The organism is Candidatus Omnitrophota bacterium (assembly GCA_016929445.1).
Taxonomy (GTDB): domain Bacteria; phylum Omnitrophota; class Gorgyraeia; order JAFGIU01; family JAFGIU01; genus JAFGIU01.
This window is the reverse complement of record JAFGIU010000011.1, coordinates 62,863-80,930: the sequence shown is the minus strand read 5'-3', so window position 1 is coordinate 80,930 and position 18,068 is coordinate 62,863. Positions and strand designations below refer to the sequence as shown.

The 18,068-nt window shown below is 54.7% G+C and carries 18 protein-coding genes and 1 pseudogene; 5 read left to right on the top strand and 14 right to left on the bottom strand.

The window, feature by feature from the left end:
* Positions 1-140: 140 nt before the first annotated feature.
* Positions 141-521 (bottom strand): hypothetical protein, encoded by a 381-nt coding sequence (locus JW937_01460; GenBank protein ID MBN1586077.1) that lies wholly within the window; start codon positions 519-521, stop codon positions 141-143.
* A gap of 239 nt (positions 522-760) precedes the next feature.
* Here JW937_01460 and JW937_01455 point away from each other — a divergent pair, with 239 nt between their 5' ends.
* From JW937_01455 to JW937_01445, 3 genes are read left to right on the top strand one after another with little or no spacing between them, the layout of a single operon-like run.
* On the top strand, positions 761-1,321 hold the full coding sequence (locus JW937_01455; protein MBN1586076.1) for a cupin domain-containing protein: 561 nt from the start codon (positions 761-763) through the stop codon (positions 1,319-1,321).
* 19 nt (positions 1,322-1,340) lie between these two features.
* Positions 1,341-2,957 carry a GHKL domain-containing protein gene (locus JW937_01450; GenBank protein ID MBN1586075.1) on the top strand — a complete coding sequence of 539 codons (1,617 nt, stop codon included), beginning with the start codon at positions 1,341-1,343 and terminating at the stop codon, positions 2,955-2,957.
* Between the two features lie 3 nt (positions 2,958-2,960).
* Positions 2,961-3,353: a response regulator gene (locus JW937_01445; GenBank protein MBN1586074.1), complete on the top strand. Its 393-nt coding sequence runs from the start codon at positions 2,961-2,963 to the stop codon at positions 3,351-3,353.
* A 10-nt stretch (positions 3,354-3,363) separates the two neighbouring features.
* Here the strand turns inward: JW937_01445 and JW937_01440 are convergent, their stop codons facing one another.
* Positions 3,364-4,119, bottom strand: coding sequence for a hypothetical protein (locus JW937_01440; protein ID MBN1586073.1), 756 nt, complete (start codon positions 4,117-4,119; stop codon positions 3,364-3,366).
* A 164-nt stretch (positions 4,120-4,283) separates the two neighbouring features.
* Positions 4,284-6,122, bottom strand: coding sequence for a translational GTPase TypA (gene typA / locus JW937_01435; protein MBN1586072.1), 1,839 nt, complete (start codon positions 6,120-6,122; stop codon positions 4,284-4,286).
* A gap of 171 nt (positions 6,123-6,293) precedes the next feature.
* Here typA and JW937_01430 point away from each other — a divergent pair, with 171 nt between their 5' ends.
* Positions 6,294-7,916, top strand: coding sequence for an ATP-binding cassette domain-containing protein (locus tag JW937_01430; GenBank protein MBN1586071.1), 1,623 nt, complete (start codon positions 6,294-6,296; stop codon positions 7,914-7,916).
* Here the strand turns inward: JW937_01430 and JW937_01425 are convergent.
* Positions 7,913-8,674, bottom strand: a complete 762-nt coding sequence (locus JW937_01425) for an ABC transporter permease (GenBank protein MBN1586070.1) — start codon at positions 8,672-8,674, stop codon at positions 7,913-7,915. The two genes, JW937_01430 and JW937_01425, sit on opposite strands and share 4 nt — an antisense overlap.
* Positions 8,671-9,594: an ABC transporter ATP-binding protein gene (locus JW937_01420; GenBank protein ID MBN1586069.1), complete on the bottom strand. Its 924-nt coding sequence runs from the start codon at positions 9,592-9,594 to the stop codon at positions 8,671-8,673. The genes JW937_01425 and JW937_01420 overlap by 4 nt, the downstream gene beginning before the upstream one ends.
* An 88-nt stretch (positions 9,595-9,682) precedes the next feature.
* Here JW937_01420 and JW937_01415 point away from each other — a divergent pair, with 88 nt between their 5' ends.
* The gene (locus tag JW937_01415; GenBank protein MBN1586068.1) at positions 9,683-10,747 is read left to right on the top strand and encodes an FAD:protein FMN transferase; all 1,065 of its coding nucleotides are present in this window, start codon (positions 9,683-9,685) and stop codon (positions 10,745-10,747) included.
* 27 nt (positions 10,748-10,774) lie between these two features.
* Here the strand turns inward: JW937_01415 and JW937_01410 are convergent, their stop codons facing one another.
* The 9 genes and pseudogenes from JW937_01410 to JW937_01370 all read right to left on the bottom strand — a co-directional run bounded on the left by JW937_01410 (position 10,775) and on the right by JW937_01370 (position 18,024).
* Positions 10,775-11,683 carry an RnfABCDGE type electron transport complex subunit B gene (locus JW937_01410; protein MBN1586067.1) on the bottom strand — a complete coding sequence of 303 codons (909 nt, stop codon included), beginning with the start codon at positions 11,681-11,683 and terminating at the stop codon, positions 10,775-10,777.
* Positions 11,668-12,414 carry an RnfA-Nqr electron transport subunit gene (locus tag JW937_01405; GenBank protein ID MBN1586066.1) on the bottom strand — a complete coding sequence of 249 codons (747 nt, stop codon included), beginning with the start codon at positions 12,412-12,414 and terminating at the stop codon, positions 11,668-11,670. Before JW937_01405 ends, JW937_01410 begins: the two co-directional genes overlap by 16 nt.
* Positions 12,415-12,431: 17 nt before the next feature.
* Positions 12,432-13,070 carry an electron transport complex subunit RsxE gene (locus JW937_01400; protein ID MBN1586065.1) on the bottom strand — a complete coding sequence of 213 codons (639 nt, stop codon included), beginning with the start codon at positions 13,068-13,070 and terminating at the stop codon, positions 12,432-12,434.
* A 2-nt stretch (positions 13,071-13,072) separates the two neighbouring features.
* Positions 13,073-13,705, bottom strand: a complete 633-nt coding sequence (locus JW937_01395; protein MBN1586064.1) for an FMN-binding protein — start codon at positions 13,703-13,705, stop codon at positions 13,073-13,075.
* Between the two features lie 28 nt (positions 13,706-13,733).
* The gene (locus JW937_01390) at positions 13,734-14,720 is read right to left on the bottom strand and encodes an RnfABCDGE type electron transport complex subunit D (GenBank protein MBN1586063.1); all 987 of its coding nucleotides are present in this window, start codon (positions 14,718-14,720) and stop codon (positions 13,734-13,736) included.
* 20 nt (positions 14,721-14,740) lie between these two features.
* Positions 14,741-16,099 carry an electron transport complex subunit RsxC gene (gene rsxC / locus JW937_01385; GenBank protein ID MBN1586062.1) on the bottom strand — a complete coding sequence of 453 codons (1,359 nt, stop codon included), beginning with the start codon at positions 16,097-16,099 and terminating at the stop codon, positions 14,741-14,743.
* A gap of 17 nt (positions 16,100-16,116) precedes the next feature.
* On the bottom strand, positions 16,117-16,554 hold the full coding sequence (locus tag JW937_01380) for a TPM domain-containing protein (protein MBN1586061.1): 438 nt from the start codon (positions 16,552-16,554) through the stop codon (positions 16,117-16,119).
* A 31-nt stretch (positions 16,555-16,585) separates the two neighbouring features.
* Positions 16,586-16,669, bottom strand: a pseudogene (locus JW937_01375) (methanol dehydrogenase).
* Between the two features lie 755 nt (positions 16,670-17,424).
* Positions 17,425-18,024 carry a LemA family protein gene (locus JW937_01370; protein ID MBN1586060.1) on the bottom strand — a complete coding sequence of 200 codons (600 nt, stop codon included), beginning with the start codon at positions 18,022-18,024 and terminating at the stop codon, positions 17,425-17,427.
* Between the last annotated feature and the right edge of the window lie 44 nt (positions 18,025-18,068).

The window sequence follows — 18,068 nt, the reverse complement described above, 5'->3', positions numbered from 1 at the left end:
GATAGAAATCATACGCAACTTATTGCCTGACAGAACTTTACAAAAGTACCCCACTCCTCGTATCCAGCTCGAGACAAAAAAGTCCCTACCCCTTTCAGGGTAGGGACTTAGTCTCAAATTCCTAGCTGAGCCCTGAACTACTAATCCGTTAGAACACCGCCGTGCGGCAAGCTCACGTCCAATTTGGTGATCGGGAAAGTCACCGCATGGGCCAAACCGCCCACCATGGTCAGAATTCCGTTCCCCACACCCTTGGTAAATCCCCAAGCGCGGTTATCGCCGGCATCCCCGGCAGCCTCGGTATCCCGGATAATCGAGGTCCAGCCCAAAAAGAGATTCTTTATTCCAAAGCCCAGCTTCCCCCAGGCCTGGTCTCCGTAGTCCATTCCTTGGACCCACTCACTGGCCGGGCTATCCTTGCTAAACGACACAGTGGCCACATCCCCGGCAAATACCGGCCCGGCTTGAGACAGGACAAAAGCCAAACCAAAAACAACGCTCATCCAAACCCTTGCTTTCACTGATCACCTCCATGTATAGCGAGTTGCTCCGGTACTTTTTCCCCAACAATCTCTGGAACTTGTCCAGAACCCTAGCGGTAGTATACCCAAAAGGATGCCTTTTGTACCACCCTTACGGACGCGCTTCTCTTTTAAAATGCCCCCCATCTGCGCGAAGAGTTTGAATTTTCTTCAATTTCTTGCTAAGCTGCCGGGGCTGGCAAATTGACCCCTTCGGCCAATACCCCAAGGAGCCGTGCATGCAAATAGGCCCGAGGCTTCGCGAACTCCGGCGTTCCAAGTCCCTCACTCTCAAGAAACTCTCCCAGCTTTCGGGCGTTGACCCCGGCACAATCAGCCGCATTGAAACCGGTAAGATGACCGGCACGCTGAAGTCCCACGTGGATCTCACCCGCGCCATGGATGTCAACATGTCGGAACTTTACGGGGATCTGGGGAACGGCAAGGAGCGCGATGCGGTCACTGTTCAATCGCCGGAGTCTCGGCAGGATGTTTATTTGCACACTGCGGGCAAATCCAGCATGACCGTGCTCACCACAGATATTCTCAAAAAGCAAATGATGCCCGTGTTCATCACCATTGATCCCGGAGGAGAAACTCAATGGGAACAAACCGGTTCCGGCACCGAGAAATTTGTCTTGCAGCTTGAGGGGAACATGGAAGTGTTTGTCAACGGAACTGCTTATGTTTTGGGACCTCAGCAGACCATCTACTTTGATGCTTCTCTAAAACACCACTTCCGGAATATAGGCAAGAAACGCGCGCGCTGTGTTTGTGTGACGAGCCCTCCCGCACTTTAATAGTTGAAGAGCTAAAGCAATGGTTCTCATACATGTCATAGGATCGACCCTGAGTGCCTTGAGCATCCTTGCTCTGGGAATCTTCACGCTCCGCCACAATCCCAAAGAACCTGCCAGCCGGCTCTGGTTTGCCATCAGTGTTTCAGTCTCTCTGTGGAGCGTCTTTTATCTTTTGGCTGTTGTGCCTAGCGAACACTGGGTCCTGTGGACTTCACGGCTGGCCGTCGCACTCGCCTGCTTTATCCCGGTTCTGTTCCAACAGACCGTGTCGTCGCTGACCAGGCACCCTTCCAACCCCGTTCTGACCCGAATCCTCTACCTATTGGCAACCGGAGTTGCCTTGATGACCCTATTAACCCCATGGGTGGTTGAAGGCGTGAAGCCGCGCCTGTGGTATGCCTATTACCCCACATATGGCCCCTTGTCCTGGCTGTTCCTATTAACCTTCACGGCAAATGTCATGCTCGGGCATGCGGTGCTCATTGCTCGATTTCACCATGCTTCCGAGACTGCACTCAGGCCTCTTGTCCTTACACTGATCGCCAGTATAGTGGGATTTGGTTTGGGGGCTACCACAATCCCTCTTTCCTACGATATTCCCTTCTGCCCTCTCGGCGATTTGATCTTCTTGTTTGTCATTCCTTTGACTTACGCGATTTTCAGACACCAGCTTATGAACACGGGAATCGTAATTGTCCGCGCGGTACTCTATTCCTTGATTACCGCGTTGCTCACGGTCGGATATCTCATGTTCGTGCTTGGTATAGAAAACTGTGCGCGCTACTTCCTCGGCTACCATTCTTTGCTCGTCACAGCCGGGGCCACCCTGCTCTTGGCGCTCACCTTCATTCCCCTGCTGCAACACATACAGACCCGGCTGGACCAACGTTTTTTCCGGGGCTCCTTGCCGCAGTTGGCCGAGGAACGCCAGGTATTGGAATCGCATCTCTTGCACGCCGACCAGGAGCGTTCTGTAGGGATCTTTGCGGCCGGCATGGCTCACGAAATTAAGAATCCGCTTACCACAATCAAGATTCTTGCCGAGAAATTGCAGACTCGCTATGAAGACCCCTTATTCCGGGATGAATTCTCGCGCCTGGTGCCCCAAGAGGTGACCAAAATCGATCGTATTGTGCGGCAGGTGCTGACCTTTGCGCGCCCCATACCACTCTCATTTGAGTCCCTCCAATTGAGCACTCTTATGGACGAGGTCTTGCAGATGCTCAACCCTCAGTTAGTGGATAAGGAAATCCAGCTTAGGCGCTGGTACCAGACAACAGATCCCTGCGAAGTGGACCCTATCCAGTTCAGACAGGTACTGGTCAACCTCCTCCTCAACGCCATCGAGGCAGTTCCCCGGGGAGGCAGAATCACCGTCATGACCAGCTCCAACGACGGAAAGCAATCTCTTTGTATCCAGGATAGCGGTGAAGGCATGTCGGATTATATTCTCGCGAAATTGGGCCAGCCATTTTTTACAAACAAGTCCGGTGGCACGGGACTGGGACTGGCTATTGTGAAAACAATCGTTGAAGAACACCGGGGGAAGGTGCGATTCCGCAGTTCTCCCGGCGCGGGGACTTCCGTGGAGCTGGAACTGCCCGGAATTCCCCTAACAGAGGCATTAGGGAGGTAATCAATGGCAAGGGCACGCGTCTTGGTTTGCGATGACGAAGAAGGAGTCCGGCGCTCTGTGGCTCTGGTTTTGGAGGACGAGTATGACGTGGTAATGGCCGAAGACGGCGAAGCTGTGTTGAACTATCTCAAGCAGAAGCAGCCTGATTTGCTCATTCTGGATCTAAAACTGCCCCGGATGAGCGGTATTGAGACGCTTCGCAAGATCCGTCAAACAGACAAGAAGCTGCCCATTCTTGTGCTGACCGCCTACCACAGCATGGAGATCGCACAAGAGGCAATCCGCTTAGGCGCCTACGATTACATACCCAAGCCCTTTGAGCAAGATCACTTGCTCAAAGCAGTCAATGCCGGGGTGGAGAAGTCCTATACCGCCCAACACCTAGGAGTTCGCTAAAAACCACTGTTCATTCTTTAATTTTTTTGAGCAAATAGCGTCCGAACATCCTGATGCAGGACCTAAGGGTGGGGGCCTCCAGTGTGTTCCTATACTCCTTGCTCCGGCATTCATAGTGGGCAGGGTGCACCATATCGAAAACTTTTCTCTCCAAGTCCCTTAGATCGCCCGGATCAAACAGACTTCCAAGGACCTGGGTATTCACAAAAAGCAGCACATTCTGCCTGTACCACCACACAACCCTTTCATCATTCCAGATTCTTCCTCTAAATATGTCGAAACACTCGTAGCCTCCGGAACGAAATCGTTCGATCCAGTAGCTGGGCCATTGCTCATTGATATGGTTAGTCCCCCCCTGCCCCTTGACGGCGGCACTAAACACAATAACATCGGAAACTCTACACAGAAGATTAACAAAAGCCCCGGCTTGCCCCTCGGAAATATGTTCTGCAACTTCAAGACAGAGGCATAAATCAAATCTCTGCTGAATTTCAATATCGCGTTCGAAGTTCACTGATGTAAACTCGATCGAGCTGTCTATCAGATTATCCTCCCCGATCCAATCTCCATCCAGGCCCCTCAAAGTAATACTCCCAAGGCTCTTTGCGACTGCTAACCAAGCGCCGTAGCCACATCCAATATCAATGACCGATTTTGGGTGGTAGAAGTCAAAGAGCAGACCCAGAATCACCTTCGCCGAACTCAGGGAACCTTCCAGATGCCCGGAATAGAACCCCTGATCGTAGACTTGGCTTAAATCAAGCATGCCTGCCACCTGCGTGTTGGTCTATAGATTACGTAACTTAACAAGGACCGGTGGCGGCCACGTGTGGCGCCCCGGGCACGCCCGTCGGTCTTCCTCCCAATGCGCGTCCTCCCCTTATGCTGCGTGATCGAGTAAAACACTTGGAGTAATAGGTCCTATCGCTGCTAGCAAGCCCGGGCCGCTTTCTTGGCTGCCCGCCTGCGCCCGACTTCGGTGAGGTGCTGCTTTCTCAAGCGGATATTCTTCGGGGTGACTTCCACCAGTTCCCCGTCGTCGATGAACTCAAGGGCGAACTCCAAAGTCATCTCCCGCGGAGGGGTTAGACGGATCGCGTCATCGGAACCGGCCGCCCGCATATTGGTCAAATTTTTCTCTTTGGTCGCGTTGACCACCATATCATTCCCCTTATTACAGGCACCGACGATCATTCCTTCGTAAAGCCGGTCCCCCGGGTGGACAAAAATCTCACCGCGTTCCTGCAGGCCGTTGAGCGCAAAAGCAACCGCATTCCCGTTCGTTTGTGAAACCTGCACCCCCACACCCCGGCCGGGAATTTCTCCTTTGAATTCTTGGTATTCATGAAAATTTTGATACATAATCCCTGAACCGCGGGTCATCATGAGAAATTCACTCCGGAATCCAATCAAGGCCCGTGAAGTAATCAGAAATTCCAATCGCACCGTTCCCACGGCGCTCTGCTCAAGCTTCCTCAATTCCGCCCTGCGATTGCCCAGCTTCTCGATCACAGCCCCCTGGTATTCTTCGTCCACGTCAATGACCAGCTCTTCCACAGGCTCCAAAAGCACTCCGGCAGCTTCCTTGAGGATGACCCTCGGCCTCGAGACTTCCAGTTCGTAACCTTCACGCCGCATGGTTTCGATTAGGATGGACAAATGCAACTCGCCCCTGCCCGAAACCTTAAAGCGCTCTCCCCCGTCCACCTCGTCAATCCGGATCCCCACATTCATCATAGCCTCATGCTGAAGACGTTCCCGGACATGACGCGAAGTCAGAAAACGCCCGCCGTCTTTGCCAGCCAAAGGACTGGTATTGTGGGAAAAGTTCATGGAAATGGTCGGCTCGTCGATCTTGATGGTAGGCAGGGCGCTTGGATTTGCCGGGGAGGCCAGCGTTTCCCCCACACTGATATCCTCCACCCCGGCCAGGCAAATAATATCTCCCGCTTCCGCCGTGTCCGTTTCGTATCTCACCAGGCCCCGGTATTTCATAATCCGCGTCACTTTACCCTTGGCCTGAGAACCATCATGTTTAAGCACCACTAACGGATCCCCCACCGTCACCTTGCCTTCAGAAACCCGGCCTATAGCAATACGTCCCACGTAAGAGTTGTAGTCCAACATGGTCACAAGCATCCTGAAGGTCAAGTCCGGGTCAGCTACCGGAGGCAATACCCGGTGCAGAATGGTATCCAGCAGCGGTTGCATATCGGTGTTTTCGTCATCCAACTCAATCTTGGCCCATCCTTCCTTTCCCGAGGCGTACACAATGGCAAAATCCATCTGCTCGTCCGTAGCATTGAGTTCACAAAACAAGTCAAACGTCATGTCTTGGACTGCCTCAGGGCGGGCATTGGGCCGGTCCACTTTATTGACGACCAAAATCGGTTTCAGATGCAGCTCCAATGATTTCTTTAGAACAAACTTGGTTTGGGGCATGGGGCCTTCAAAGGCATCCACCAACAGCAACACTCCGTCCACCATCCGGAGTATCCGCTCCACCTCACTGCCAAAATCCGCGTGGCCGGGGGTATCCACGATGTTGAGCAGCGTGTCCTTATACTGGAGCGAGGCATTCTTGGAGAAGATCGTGATGCCCCGTTCTCTTTCCAAGTCATTGGAGTCCATGATCGTGCTTTCGCCCTCCAAAAATTTATGGGCTCCGGTCTGCTTTAGCAATGCGTCCACAAGCGTCGTTTTTCCATGATCGACATGGGCAATGATCGCCACATTCCGGACATCTTTTCTTCGTTTTTGATTTGGCATCGGACTGTCTTTTCCCTTTCGCGGAGATCAGCTACTTTATCAGACTTTGTCGAATGTTGCTGGATTTAAGAATTTAGGGGTTTCTGTGTTATCATACTGCAATACTTGTACCGGCACTCCGCTGCAGCACCCGCTTTTTCGAATCTAATCCATATTACAGAAAGCACTAGCGTGATTTCAGCAAGAAGCATTTCCCTGCAATTTGGCCAGCGAACTCTGTTCGAGAAGGTGGATATCGACTTCTCCGCCGGCCGCTGTTACGGACTGATCGGCGCCAACGGTTCGGGAAAATCCACCTTCCTCAAGATACTTGCCGGCCAGTTGGAGCCCACTCGCGGGCATATCATGGTCCCGCCCAATGAGCGCATATCCCTGCTCAAGCAGGACCACTTTGCCTACGATGAGTTTTCCGTTCTTACGGTAGTTATCATGGGCCATCAGCGCCTGTACGAAATCATGCAGGAAAAGGACGCAATCTACGCGAAGAGTGAGCACAGCAACGAAGACGGAATGCGCATCGCAGATCTGGAAACCGAGTTCGCCGATTTGGACGGTTGGAATGCCGAGCCCGAAGCGGCCAAGCTGCTGGCGGATTTGGGGGTAGACCAGAATTTGCACCAGCTTCAGATGAAACAGCTGGAAGGCGGACAGAAAGTCCGGGTCATGCTGGCACAGGCCCTGTTCGGCAACCCCGATATCTTGCTTCTGGACGAGCCTACCAACCAGCTCGACATGGAAACCGCCCTGACCTTGGAAGAGTTCTTGCTTGAATTCAAGAACACCGCCATCGTTGTCTCCCACGACCGTCACTTTCTCAACAGGGTGTGCACCCATATCGCGGACATCGATTTCGGAAAGATCCAGCTTTTCACCGGAAACTACGATTTCTGGCGGGAGTCCAGCGAACTCGCTCTCAAGCAAAAACGGGACGCCAACAAAAAGGACGCGGCTAAACGCAAGGAGCTTCAAGAATTTATCGCCCGGTTTAGCGCCAACGCTTCCAAGTCGAAGCAAGCGACTTCCAGAAAAAAGCTCCTGGATTCCCTGACACTGGAAGATATCAAGCCTTCCAGCCGAAAATATCCTTGGATCGACTTCACCCAGGACCGGGAAGCCGGGAACCATCTTCTCACCGTCGAAGGACTCAGTTATGAAGCTGAAGGCCAAACCATGTTTGCGGACTTCAATTTGATGCTCAACCGGGGAGACAAGATTGCTCTCCTGGGCGCCAACGACCTCCTGAAGACTTCTTTGCTGCGCATTTTGATGGGTGAGTTGGAACCCACTGCCGGGGAGTACCGCTGGGGCATCTCAACCACACAGGCTTACTATCCTAAAGACAACACCACTTACTTTAATTCGGATCAGAATCTGGTGGAATGGCTGCGGCAATACTCTAAAGATCCCCACGAAACCTACATCCGGGGCTTTCTCGGGAGAGTGCTGTTCTCCGGGGAGGAATCCCAAAAGTCCGTCAACGTGCTTTCAGGCGGTGAAAAAGTCCGGTGCATGTTGGCCAAGATGATGCTGAGCGGAGCCAATGTCTTATTACTCGATGAACCCACCAACCATTTGGACCTGGAATCCATCACCGCGCTCAACCAGGGACTGATCAAGTATAAGGGAAGCCTCATTTTCGCTTCCCATGACCACGAATTTGTTCAAACCGTGGCAAACCGGATCATCGAGTTTCTGCCAAACGGCACCTATATCGATCAACCTGATCTCACCCTGGACGAGTACCTGGCCGACCCCAAACTCAAAGCACTCCGCCATCAAGGCTCCACCCGCTAATTTTTCAGCCTGTACCCCGTTGCAAAAATCCACCTCACCAAAACAATAGAGGCGGCCAGAAAACCGCCGATCATCAGCAGGCTCAGCCCCAGGCTGACATCTGCGGTTTCATAAAAACTCCAGCGGAATCCGCTGATCAGATAGACCACGGGATTAAACATGGAAACCTTCTGCCAAAAGGGCGGAAGCATCTCGATGGTATAGAAGCTGCCCCCCAAAAACGCCAAGGGAGTAATAATCAGACGCGGGATAATCTGCAGTTTTTCAAATCCGTCCGCCCAGATCCCGATGATAAAACCAAACAGGCTGAAGGTCAGTGAAGTCAGCAGCAGAAAGAAGAGCATCACCCAAGGATGTACAATCTGCAGCGGCACAAAGAAAGCGGCTGTAGCCAAGATCAGCAAGCCCAGAACAATGGATTTGCTCGACGCGGCCCCCACGTACCCGATCAAAATCTCGGCATAATCCAGCGGCGCGGAAAGAATCTCATAGATATTTCCGGTAAACCTCGGGAAATAGATGCCGAAGGAAGCATTGGCAAGGCTTTCCGTAAGCACCGCCAGCATTATCAGCCCGGGCACAATAAAAGACCCGTAACTCACCCCGTCGATTTCATGGATGCGGGAACCGAGAGCCGAGCCGAACACGACAAAATAGAGGGTGGTAGAAATTACCGGCGAAGCAATACTCTGGGCGATCGTGCGCAGCCAGCGGGCCATTTCAAATCGATAGATCGCGTTAATTGCGTAAAAATTCATGAGGGCTTCACCAATTCGATAAAGATATCTTCCAGAGAGCTCTGGTCCGTATGAATGTCTTTGTAATAGATGCCTGCGGCTCCCAAACCGGCCAAAAGCTCCGAGATTCCGTTATCGTCCTTGTTGGAATCATAGGTGTAAGTCAGGCGCGTTCCTTCGGCGTTCGACGCAAGAGTCCAACGCGATAATTGGGCAGGCAGCCCGGCGATCGGATCTCTCAAATCCAGAATCAGTTGTTTCCGCCCCAGCTTTTTCATCAGGTCGATTTTATTATCCGTGACAATGATTTGGCCGTGATTGATTACTCCGATCCGGTCGGCCATCTCCTCGGCTTCATCAATGTAGTGGGTTGTCAATATGATCGTGACCCCGGTTTTCTGAAGATTTCGCACTTGCTCCCACATATCCTTCCTCAGATTTACATCGACCCCTGCAGTAGGCTCGTCCAGAAACAACAACTGAGGTTCATGCGACAAGGCCTTGGCAATCATCACGCGCCGCTTCATGCCGCCGGACAGGGTCATTGTCTTGCTGTCCTTCTTATCCCACAAACTCAACTGTTTGAGAATTTCTTCCACCAGAGCTTTGTTGGCTGGCTTACCGAAAACCCCCCGGCTAAAGTTAACCGTATTCCAAACGGTTTCAAACATCTCGTTAGTCAGCTCCTGGGGGACCATTCCGATCAAGGAGCGAGTCTCACGGAAATCTTTGATGACATCAAACCCGGCCACCCGGATTTCCCCTCCGGTAGGTTTCACAATGCCGCAAATAGTGTTGATCAGCGTGGTTTTCCCGGCGCCGTTGGGCCCGAGCAGGGCAAAGATCTCCCCTTTGCGGATTTCTAAGTCGACACCCTTCAGCGCATGAAATCCCCCGGCATAGACTTTGGTAAGATTGGAAACAGAAAGTATCGCGCTCATTCAGCCTCACTCCCGGAATTTGGACAAAGCATGGAGCATTATACCGCGCATTGACTTCTCCGATAGAGCCTACTATTCTTACGAAGCAATGAACTACCCAATCGCGAAAACAAACACCCGGAGGCTTCTCGGCCCCATCCTTTTGGCCGCCCTGTGCGTTATAACAGTCATTTCTTTCTTTAAGACCGGACCCTCGCAAAATCTAATCCCCTACACGCAAGACCTGGCTGATGTGATGAGTACCGAATGCCGCTTGGTGGCAATCATGCCGGCCTCCACCACCCGGGCACAGGTCGATATCGTGCTGGGACGCGCCGAGGCCCGGCTCAGGGAAACCGAAGTCAGGATGAGCAGCTACATCGACTACTCGGAACTCGCCCGCTGGAATGCCTCAGGACCCGGCCAATATCCCCTTTCCTCTTCAACTCTGCAGGTACTGAATGCCGCTCAGCACTATTACCGGTTGACCGGCGGTTGCTTTGATGTGACCTGCAGACCTCTCATTCAATTGTGGAGACAAGCGGATCGCGAAAACTCCCTGCCCTCCCCCGGCCGGTTGCAAGAAGCGCGGGTTCAATCCGGGTGGAGCGCGATAAGCTTAACCGAAGACGCCGCAATCAAGCTCCTTTCCACCGTTCAGTTGGATCTGGGCGGTATTGCCAAAGGCTACGGAATCGACCGCGCCGTTGAGGAATTGGAATCCGCCGGATGCCGGGGAGGCATGGTCGATGTGGGCGGCGATCTACGGTGTTTCGGCCAGGGCCCCGATGGAGGTGCCTGGCAAATCGGGATCCGGCATCCTGCCGAACCCGGCAAGGTCCTTGCCCGCCTGTCCATCCAAGAAGGAGCCGTGTGCACCAGCGGGGACTACGCCCGATTTTTCGAGATTCAGGGCCGGCGTTACAGCCACATCATTGATCCGCGCACCGGCATGCCGGCACACAACGCAGTTTCGGTCACTGTGCTGGCCCCGACTGCCCTTGCTGCCGATGCCTGGGCCACGGCTCTGAGCGTGGCCGGAATCCCCGGACTGGATGCACTGCCTCGGAATATGGGTATTGAAGCCATGGTCGTCAGCGGCGAAGGGGGTGAACCTGAGATCCGCATGACAAAGGGATTCAAGGCCCGGCTGATCAAGGGCCCAAAACTTTAGAGGATATCTTCCGCAAGGAAGAGAAGGCTAACCCCGCCATTCAGCGTCGTCGACGCTGGTTTTGAAATCCGCCTTGATCTCGTCAGGGACTTCCTGGTCCTTAACCGCGGCCAAATCCTTTTCGCTGGGCTTGCCCACCCACACCAAGCTGTTCATCGGGCACTTTTCCAGCACAGGTCCGAAATCCACCTGATCCGGATCGTAGGCTTCATAGTTGATCTTGGGAAGATTCCCCGCCATTTCGAACAGATCGCAGGTCTTGGCGCAACCCTTGCAACCGATACAGCCCACTTCGCAAACCGCTTTGACTTCCTTTCCAAAATCCTGATTGGAGCATTTGACTGCAAAGATTCGTTCGGACTTAAAGGGCACCATGCTGATAATATTCCGCGGGCACGCCTTGGCACAGGCGGCGCACCCCGTGCATTTGCCGTAATCCACCACGGCCAGGCCATCGATAATATGGATCGCATCGTAGTCACAGACCACCACGCAGTCGCTGAGGCCTAAGCAGCCGTAGGTGCAACCTTGCACCCCCGCCACCAAATTGGCGGAAGCACAAGTGGGCTCGCCCAGGTATTCGGTCTTCTGCAAGCGCTGATCTGAGGTCGCCCCGCAGTGCACAACCGGCCGGTAAGGCCAAGTCTGTTCGACCTCCACCCCCATGATTTTAGCCAGGTCGGCGACGCAGCCCATTCCGCCCACCGTGCATTTGGTGATCGATTCTCCCTTGGGCACGGCTTGGGCGTATTCACGGCATCCCACATAACCGCAGGCGCCGCAGTTTGCCCCCGGAAGAGCCGATTCAACAGCAATGACTTTGGCATCAACCTGCACGGCAAGCGCCTGGTTCGCCCAGCCCAGCACATAGGCCATGGCAACCGCCAACAACAACAGAATCGCCCCGGCCAGGCCCACCGTTATCCACGTGGCCATGCGGTCTCCTTTACCACTTGAGATACTGCCTCAGGCTTCGGGGACAGGCCTTTCCTGAGGCCCGCGTCCACTCCCGCAAATCCCATGAAGGCTAAAGCCAGAATCCCGGCAATAATCAAGGTAATGCCCGGGCCTTTGAGCGACACCGGCACATCGCAGTAGTCGAGTTCCTCACGAATCCCGGCCATGATCACAATGGCTAACGTGAATCCAAGCCCTCCGAAAAGCGCAAAAATAAGGGCCTTGTCCAGGCCCCAAGCGTGGACTCCCTCTGTCACTCCTGAAATGTGCTTCATGATCTCGAGGCAGGCGAACAGGATGGCGCAGTTGGTGGTGATCAGCGGCAGGAAAACCCCAAAAGAGCGGTAAAGCTTGGGGAAAAACTTGCGCACGTACATCTCCACCAGTTGCACCGAGGAGGCAATCACAAAAATGTACACAATATAATTGAGCACGCTCAAATCCACGGTCTCCGCCGCCCCGGGATTGATTGCGTGCCACACCCAGGCAGTCACCGGCGCGCCCGGCTGAAGAAGAAAGAAAGTAAAGGCCCAACTCAAGGCCGCGGCCACGGTCATAACAAAAGTCACTGCGCAGCCCATCCCAAAGGCCATATCGACCCGCCTCGATACGCCGATAAAGGGACAGATGCCGACAAAATAATGCAGCACAAAATTGTTGATGAGCGCGGTGCTTACCGCAATCATCACGATGGTGCCCAAATATTCCATGCTCTGATACTCCGTGCTTACTTGGCGCTTCCCGCGCTGCTTTTAAGGGTCTTTCGGCGCGCGGACACCCAATTCACTAATCCCAGCAATAAACCCATGGTGATAAAAGCGCCGGGCGGTAATCCCATGGCCCCGCAGTTGGGCCAGGTGTCGGGAAGAACCCTCAGACCGGCCCAGGCCCCGGTTGCGAGGACCTCGCGCACCGACGCAATACTCAGCAGCGCCAGGCCAAAGCCCAGGCTCTGGCCAAGCGCATCCGAGGCGGCCACAAACACCGGCTGTTTGCTGCTGCACACTTCGCAGCGGCAAACAATGACGCAGTTAACGATAATTAAAGGCACATAGGGCCCGAGCTGCTTGCTCATAGACCACATATACGCGGCCAAAAAGCGGTCGGCAATGGTGACAAAGGTCGCAATCGTCAGGGTATAGATTAGGATACGCAGATGCGGTTTGAGAAAACCCCGGATCAAGCTGGTCATCACATTGGAGCAAATCAACACAAAGGCAGTTGCGCCTGCCATGGTCATAGCGCTGGCAACCCCGCTGGTCACGGCCAAGGTCGGGCACAGACCCAAGAGCTGGCGGTAAACCGGATTTTCCGGCAGAATCCCGTTGAGGAAGCGTTCCAAAGCCGTGGGCATTTCTTTGGCCATGTCTATTCCCCTGCTCTTGGTTTTGATGCAGGCTGCATCTGCTCGAGGCGCCGGGTCTCTTGCTGCAAAACATCCTTCCGGCTCCTCACAAGATTCACTGCCTTGTTCACGGCCTGGGCCACACTCTTTGAGCTAATGGTCGCCCCTGTAACCGCCACGATCTGGTGAGCAGCCGGCACCCCTTCCTTGATCACTTCCAGAGGCAGATGTGTCTTCTTACCCAAGAACTGAAGGCGCCACTTTTCGTCCGTGATGTGGTTTCCCAATCCCGGTGTTTCGCGCTGGTCCAGCACGTAAACCCCGGTAACCGTATCCAAGCTCCTGTCCAGGCCGATCAGCAGTTCGATGCGGCCGGCAAATCCCTGCCCGTTTCCCATCACAACCCAGCCAAGGAGCTCCCCCTCCGCTCCCAAGGCCCCGTAGACGCGGCTGTCCCCGAGTCCAACCGGCACCCCGGCAATCGCACCACGCACCAGCAAAGGCACTTGCTCAAGGGCCTCGTCCAGCTTGTTTTGTTCAATCCGGGGTCCCAGGGCCGCCTGCACATTGGCCAGAGCCATGCCAAAGACCAAGGCCAGTACCAAGACCAGCCACGCCTGCTTCAGGTAACCCAGGCCGGTATTCAATTTTTTCATCACCGGAATGCCCATCCTTACAAGCCCGTCATTTTGCCGGAGGCACGGGGCCCCCTAAAGGAGTCGGAATGCTCCAGCGGTTAATCAGAGGAACCCCTGCATTCATCAGCAACACCCCAAAAGTCACCCCCTCGGGGTAACTGCTAAATACCCGTAGTATCAAGACCAAAGTCCCTACCCCTGCGCCGAACAACCACTTGCCTTTGGGAGTCAAGGGGCTGGTAACCGGATCAGTGGCAATAAAGAAAGCACCAAAAAGCAGCGATCCCGCCAACAAGTGGTGCAGAAAAGTAAAGCTTCCGCCCGGGTGCAGCAGTTCTCCGATTCCCGCGAATACGGCCACTGCGCCCAAGCATCCGGCCGGTATCTCCCAGGAAGCCGAGCGCCGCACACACAAGTAAGTCCCCCCCAGCAAACAGGCCAGCGCGCTGGTTTCACCCAAAGACCCGTTGACGTTCCCCAGAAACAAAGACATCAATCCCACAGAGTGGCCTTCCGCCGCCAAGGTCAATGGAGTGGCTTGAGTCAGAATCTGCAAGGCATGCCCGCCGCGCGTGTAGGCCGCTACCCCCATTGCGGCCGGGAACGAGATCATCACAAAAGCGCGGCCCACCATCGCGGGGTTGAAGATGTTTTGGCCCAGTCCCCCGAATACCACCTTACCCAAGCCGACCGCCACCCCTGAGGCCACCACACCCACATACCAAGGAACGCTCCAAGGCATGGACAAGGCCAGGATCAAACCGGTCACGGCTGCAGAGCAATCTTCCAGGCTCGGCCGCCGCCCGCGTATTGCGGTGAACAAAACCTCAAAAATCAGGCAGCTCAAAACGCAAATTCCGATTTGATGGACCGCGTACCATCCGAATACGTACAGCGAAGCCGCTATCACCGGAATCAGGGCCACCAGCACATCGATCATCATACGCTGGGTGCTCAGTCCGGCAGCTCCCACATGAGGGGACGGAGCCACGTGAATGGAAGGCAGCCGGTTCGGATTATTTTCGTTCATCATCTTTGGTCTCTATCGATGTTTCACTTGGGCAGCAGAGCCTTGCCCGTGCGTATGAGCTGCACCAGCGGAATTCGGGCCGGACAGATATAGGCGCAACAACCGCATTCCATACAGGCTTTGATATGGAACCGGCCGGCCCATTCCCAGTCCTTGGCCCGGACAGCCAACGCGATCTTGGTCGGCACCAGGTTGAGGGGGCACACGTCCACACAGCGCCCGCAGCGGATGCAGGATGTCTCCTGGCTTTTAATCAAGTCTCCGTGAGTCAGCACAGTGAGGCCGCTGGTGCCCTTGGTCACCGGAGAGTCCAGCGACCCCAGAGTAAAGCCCATCATCGGCCCCCCGGCAACCAAACGCGCCGCGTCCCCAGTCAATCCGCCGCAATAATCCACCAAATTGCGATAGCTGACGCCCACCGGGACCAAAAGGTTCTTAGGGTTGCGGATGCCTTTTCCGGTCACGCTGACCACCCGGTGGGTCAAAGGCTTGCGTCGAAGCACTGCGCGCGCAATGGCCGCTGCTGTGCCCACGTTCACCACCACCACCCCCACATCCAGGGGCAAGCCCCCGGTAGGCACCACGCGGTTTAAAACGCCGAGAACCAGCTGTTTTTCCCCGCCCTGAGGGTATTTGGTCTTCAGCGTCCGCACTTCCACAGCCGTGCCTTGGGCCGCCCGCCTTAGGGCCTCGAATGCTTGCGGCATGTGGTCTTCAATTCCGATGATTACGTTCTTGGCGCCGGTCGCGATCTGCACCAGTAAAGCACCGCTGATCACCGGCTCCGGCGCCTCGATCATCAGCCGCTCATCCGCAGTCAGATAAGGCTCGCATTCGCATCCATTGATGAGAACGGTTTCAACAGGCTTTTCTTTTGGCGCCGCTATTTTAATATGGGAGGGAAAGGCCGCTCCCCCTTGCCCCACAATTCCCGCCCTGCGTATCGCCTGCACGATTTCCACCGGGGCGTAAGGCTCCAGCCCGGACACAGGCCAGTCACCGCCAAACTGGTCCTCCCACAAGGCCCGGCCCTCGAGCTGTTCGCCCTCCGCCTTGAGAGAGATGCACCGCACGTGGCGGCCATTGGGAAGGGTGGTAACGGCTCCCAGAGTGGTTGTGCCGGCAATGCTGGCGTGGATGGGAGCGGTGACATGCGCATCACACTGACCCACAAGATCCCCTAAGGCCACAGGAGTATTCGGTTTGATGTGAATAGGCTCATTGGGAGCCCCGGTGTGCTGCAACAGCGGGATGTCCACCCGCTTTGGAGTGGGAAGCACTTCAATAGGCGCATTGACAGACAGTTCTTTGTTTTCCGGGGGGTAAACACCGAACGGAAATGTCAGACGCCCGGAACGGACGGGATTTAAAGCAACGCTCATACTATTGCGAACCTCACTCACAAAGAATACGAAATCTCGTCCGGCAATTCGTTGACATCATCGCGCTGGTACGGAAAGTATTCCTGTAGTCGTTCTCCGATTTGCTCCACAGCGGCCACCACGCCGTCGGCAAAACGGTCTTGACGGAACTCCTCCCCCATCTGTTGGGCGATTTTATCCCAAAAACCTTCCGGAACCTTCTCATGGATGCCTTTGTCACCGAGAATAGCATAGCGCCGGCTGGCCAGACCAATAAAGATAAGCACCCCGTTGCGCTCGGCCGTCCGGGTCATTCCGGTTTTCTCAAAAACCTCTTCGGCATTCTCCAAAAAAGGCTCTCTCGCCTTTCGTTCCAAATGCACCCGGATCTCACCCGAGGTTTTCATTTCAGCCCCCCGCACTGCCCGGCGGATGGCCTGCTTTTCCGTTTGGGAGAAAAAAAGCGCAGGATTCATGTCGCGTTCAATCTTCATAGCCAAACCTTTCTTACCAGCCTCCGCTGGCGCCGCCCCCGCCAAAAGACCCTCCGCCGCCGGAAAAACCCCCTCCCCGGCCTCCGCTATAGCCGCCCCGGGACATCAGGGCCGTATAAAAAGCAATCCTGAACAAGATGGACAGAACAGCCAACAGCAAAGCGAAACGAAAAAACCACTCCCAAAAACTGTAGCGACTCGCGTAGACACGATGGTTATTAAGGTAGGTGCGGTATCGAAACAGGTCCGTCAGGAACAGAACCAGAACCACTAACATGATTAGCAAGAAAAGTGCCCGGTATTGCGCCCCCATATCCGGATGCGCGCCTTGCCCGTCCAGGCCAGAGGCTTGAACCTTGTACTCGCCTTGCACCGCTTGAAGGATGGCTTGCACACCCCTTGCAATACCCGTCTCATAGTCCCCTTCACGGAACAACGGGGCCATTTCCCGGCTGATAATGAGCCCTGCCAAAGCATCGGGTAAGGAGCCTTCCAAGCCATAGCCCACTTCGATCCGGATCAAGCGCTCTTGTTTAAAAATGAGGAGTATGACGCCGTTGTCTTTGCCTTTTTGACCCAGTTTCCATTTTTCAGCCAGACGAATGGAAAAATCCTCGAGGGACTCCTCCTCCGCCGACGCAAAGGTGACCACGGCCACTTGGTTGGAGGTCTGGGCCTCAAACTGCTTCAACGCGCGGTTAAGTTCAGCCCGGGCAGAGGGGGAAAGCATTGCGGCCCGGTCAGTGACATAGTCTTCCGGACGGACGGGAATCTCCAAGGCATGGGAGAAGGCCCCGCCCCCAAAGATCAGACAAAGCAGAAGCCCCGCAGAAACAAACGTACGGAATTTCATCAAAACTGGACAACCGGCGCTTTGTCAGCGCCTTGATCTGCCTGGAAATATTCCTTGGACTTGAATCCCATCATTCCCGCAATCAGATTATTCGGGAATTGTCTCCGGAAGGTATTGAAACCCTTGGCCGCGTCATTAAAACGGCGGCGCTCCACAGTAATGCGGTTTTCAGTCCCCTCCAGCTGGGTTTGCAGGGTCAGAAAATTCTGGCTGGACTTGAGCTCCGGATAGCGCACCACTGTCACCAGGAGCCTGCTCAGGGCCGAGGACAACTGTCCCTGCACTGCCTGGAATTGTTGCAGAGCTGCCGGGTCATTGAGGATATCCGAAGCATTGATGTTCATTTGGGAGACCTTGGAGCGGGCCTCCACCACCCCCTGCAACACATCCTTCTCCTGGGCGGCAAAACCTTTGACCGTGTTGACCAAGTTCGGCACCAAATCCGCGCGGCGCTGGTACACGTTTTCGACCTGGGCCCAGGCGCTGCTCACGCCCTCCTCCGCGGCTACCAGCTTGTTGTAAACCCCGCCAAAAATCATGAAAAATAATACAACCAGCGCCAGGATGACACCCAGCGTGATCAGAAGCGTCTTTTTCATATTTCTCCCCTTCCTAGTAGACATTACCGGCCTGTGTCAAAGCT

Coding starts and splice junctions, on each gene's coding strand:
- JW937_01400 (MBN1586065.1), bottom strand. CDS start 13,070: ATGGCCAAAGAAATGCCCACGGCTTTGGAACGCTTCCTCAACGGGATT.
- typA (MBN1586072.1), bottom strand. CDS start 6,122: ATGCCAAATCAAAAACGAAGAAAAGATGTCCGGAATGTGGCGATCATT.
- JW937_01455 (MBN1586076.1), top strand. CDS start 761: ATGCAAATAGGCCCGAGGCTTCGCGAACTCCGGCGTTCCAAGTCCCTC.
- JW937_01370 (MBN1586060.1), bottom strand. CDS start 18,024: ATGAAAAAGACGCTTCTGATCACGCTGGGTGTCATCCTGGCGCTGGTT.
- JW937_01410 (MBN1586067.1), bottom strand. CDS start 11,683: ATGGCCACGTGGATAACGGTGGGCCTGGCCGGGGCGATTCTGTTGTTG.
- JW937_01445 (MBN1586074.1), top strand. CDS start 2,961: ATGGCAAGGGCACGCGTCTTGGTTTGCGATGACGAAGAAGGAGTCCGG.
- JW937_01420 (MBN1586069.1), bottom strand. CDS start 9,594: ATGAGCGCGATACTTTCTGTTTCCAATCTTACCAAAGTCTATGCCGGG.
- JW937_01440 (MBN1586073.1), bottom strand. CDS start 4,119: ATGCTTGATTTAAGCCAAGTCTACGATCAGGGGTTCTATTCCGGGCAT.
- rsxC (MBN1586062.1), bottom strand. CDS start 16,099: ATGAGCGTTGCTTTAAATCCCGTCCGTTCCGGGCGTCTGACATTTCCG.
- JW937_01405 (MBN1586066.1), bottom strand. CDS start 12,414: ATGGAATATTTGGGCACCATCGTGATGATTGCGGTAAGCACCGCGCTC.
- JW937_01390 (MBN1586063.1), bottom strand. CDS start 14,720: ATGATGAACGAAAATAATCCGAACCGGCTGCCTTCCATTCACGTGGCT.
- JW937_01380 (MBN1586061.1), bottom strand. CDS start 16,554: ATGAATCCTGCGCTTTTTTTCTCCCAAACGGAAAAGCAGGCCATCCGC.
- JW937_01425 (MBN1586070.1), bottom strand. CDS start 8,674: ATGAATTTTTACGCAATTAACGCGATCTATCGATTTGAAATGGCCCGC.
- JW937_01395 (MBN1586064.1), bottom strand. CDS start 13,705: ATGAAAAAATTGAATACCGGCCTGGGTTACCTGAAGCAGGCGTGGCTG.
- JW937_01450 (MBN1586075.1), top strand. CDS start 1,341: ATGGTTCTCATACATGTCATAGGATCGACCCTGAGTGCCTTGAGCATC.
- JW937_01415 (MBN1586068.1), top strand. CDS start 9,683: ATGAACTACCCAATCGCGAAAACAAACACCCGGAGGCTTCTCGGCCCC.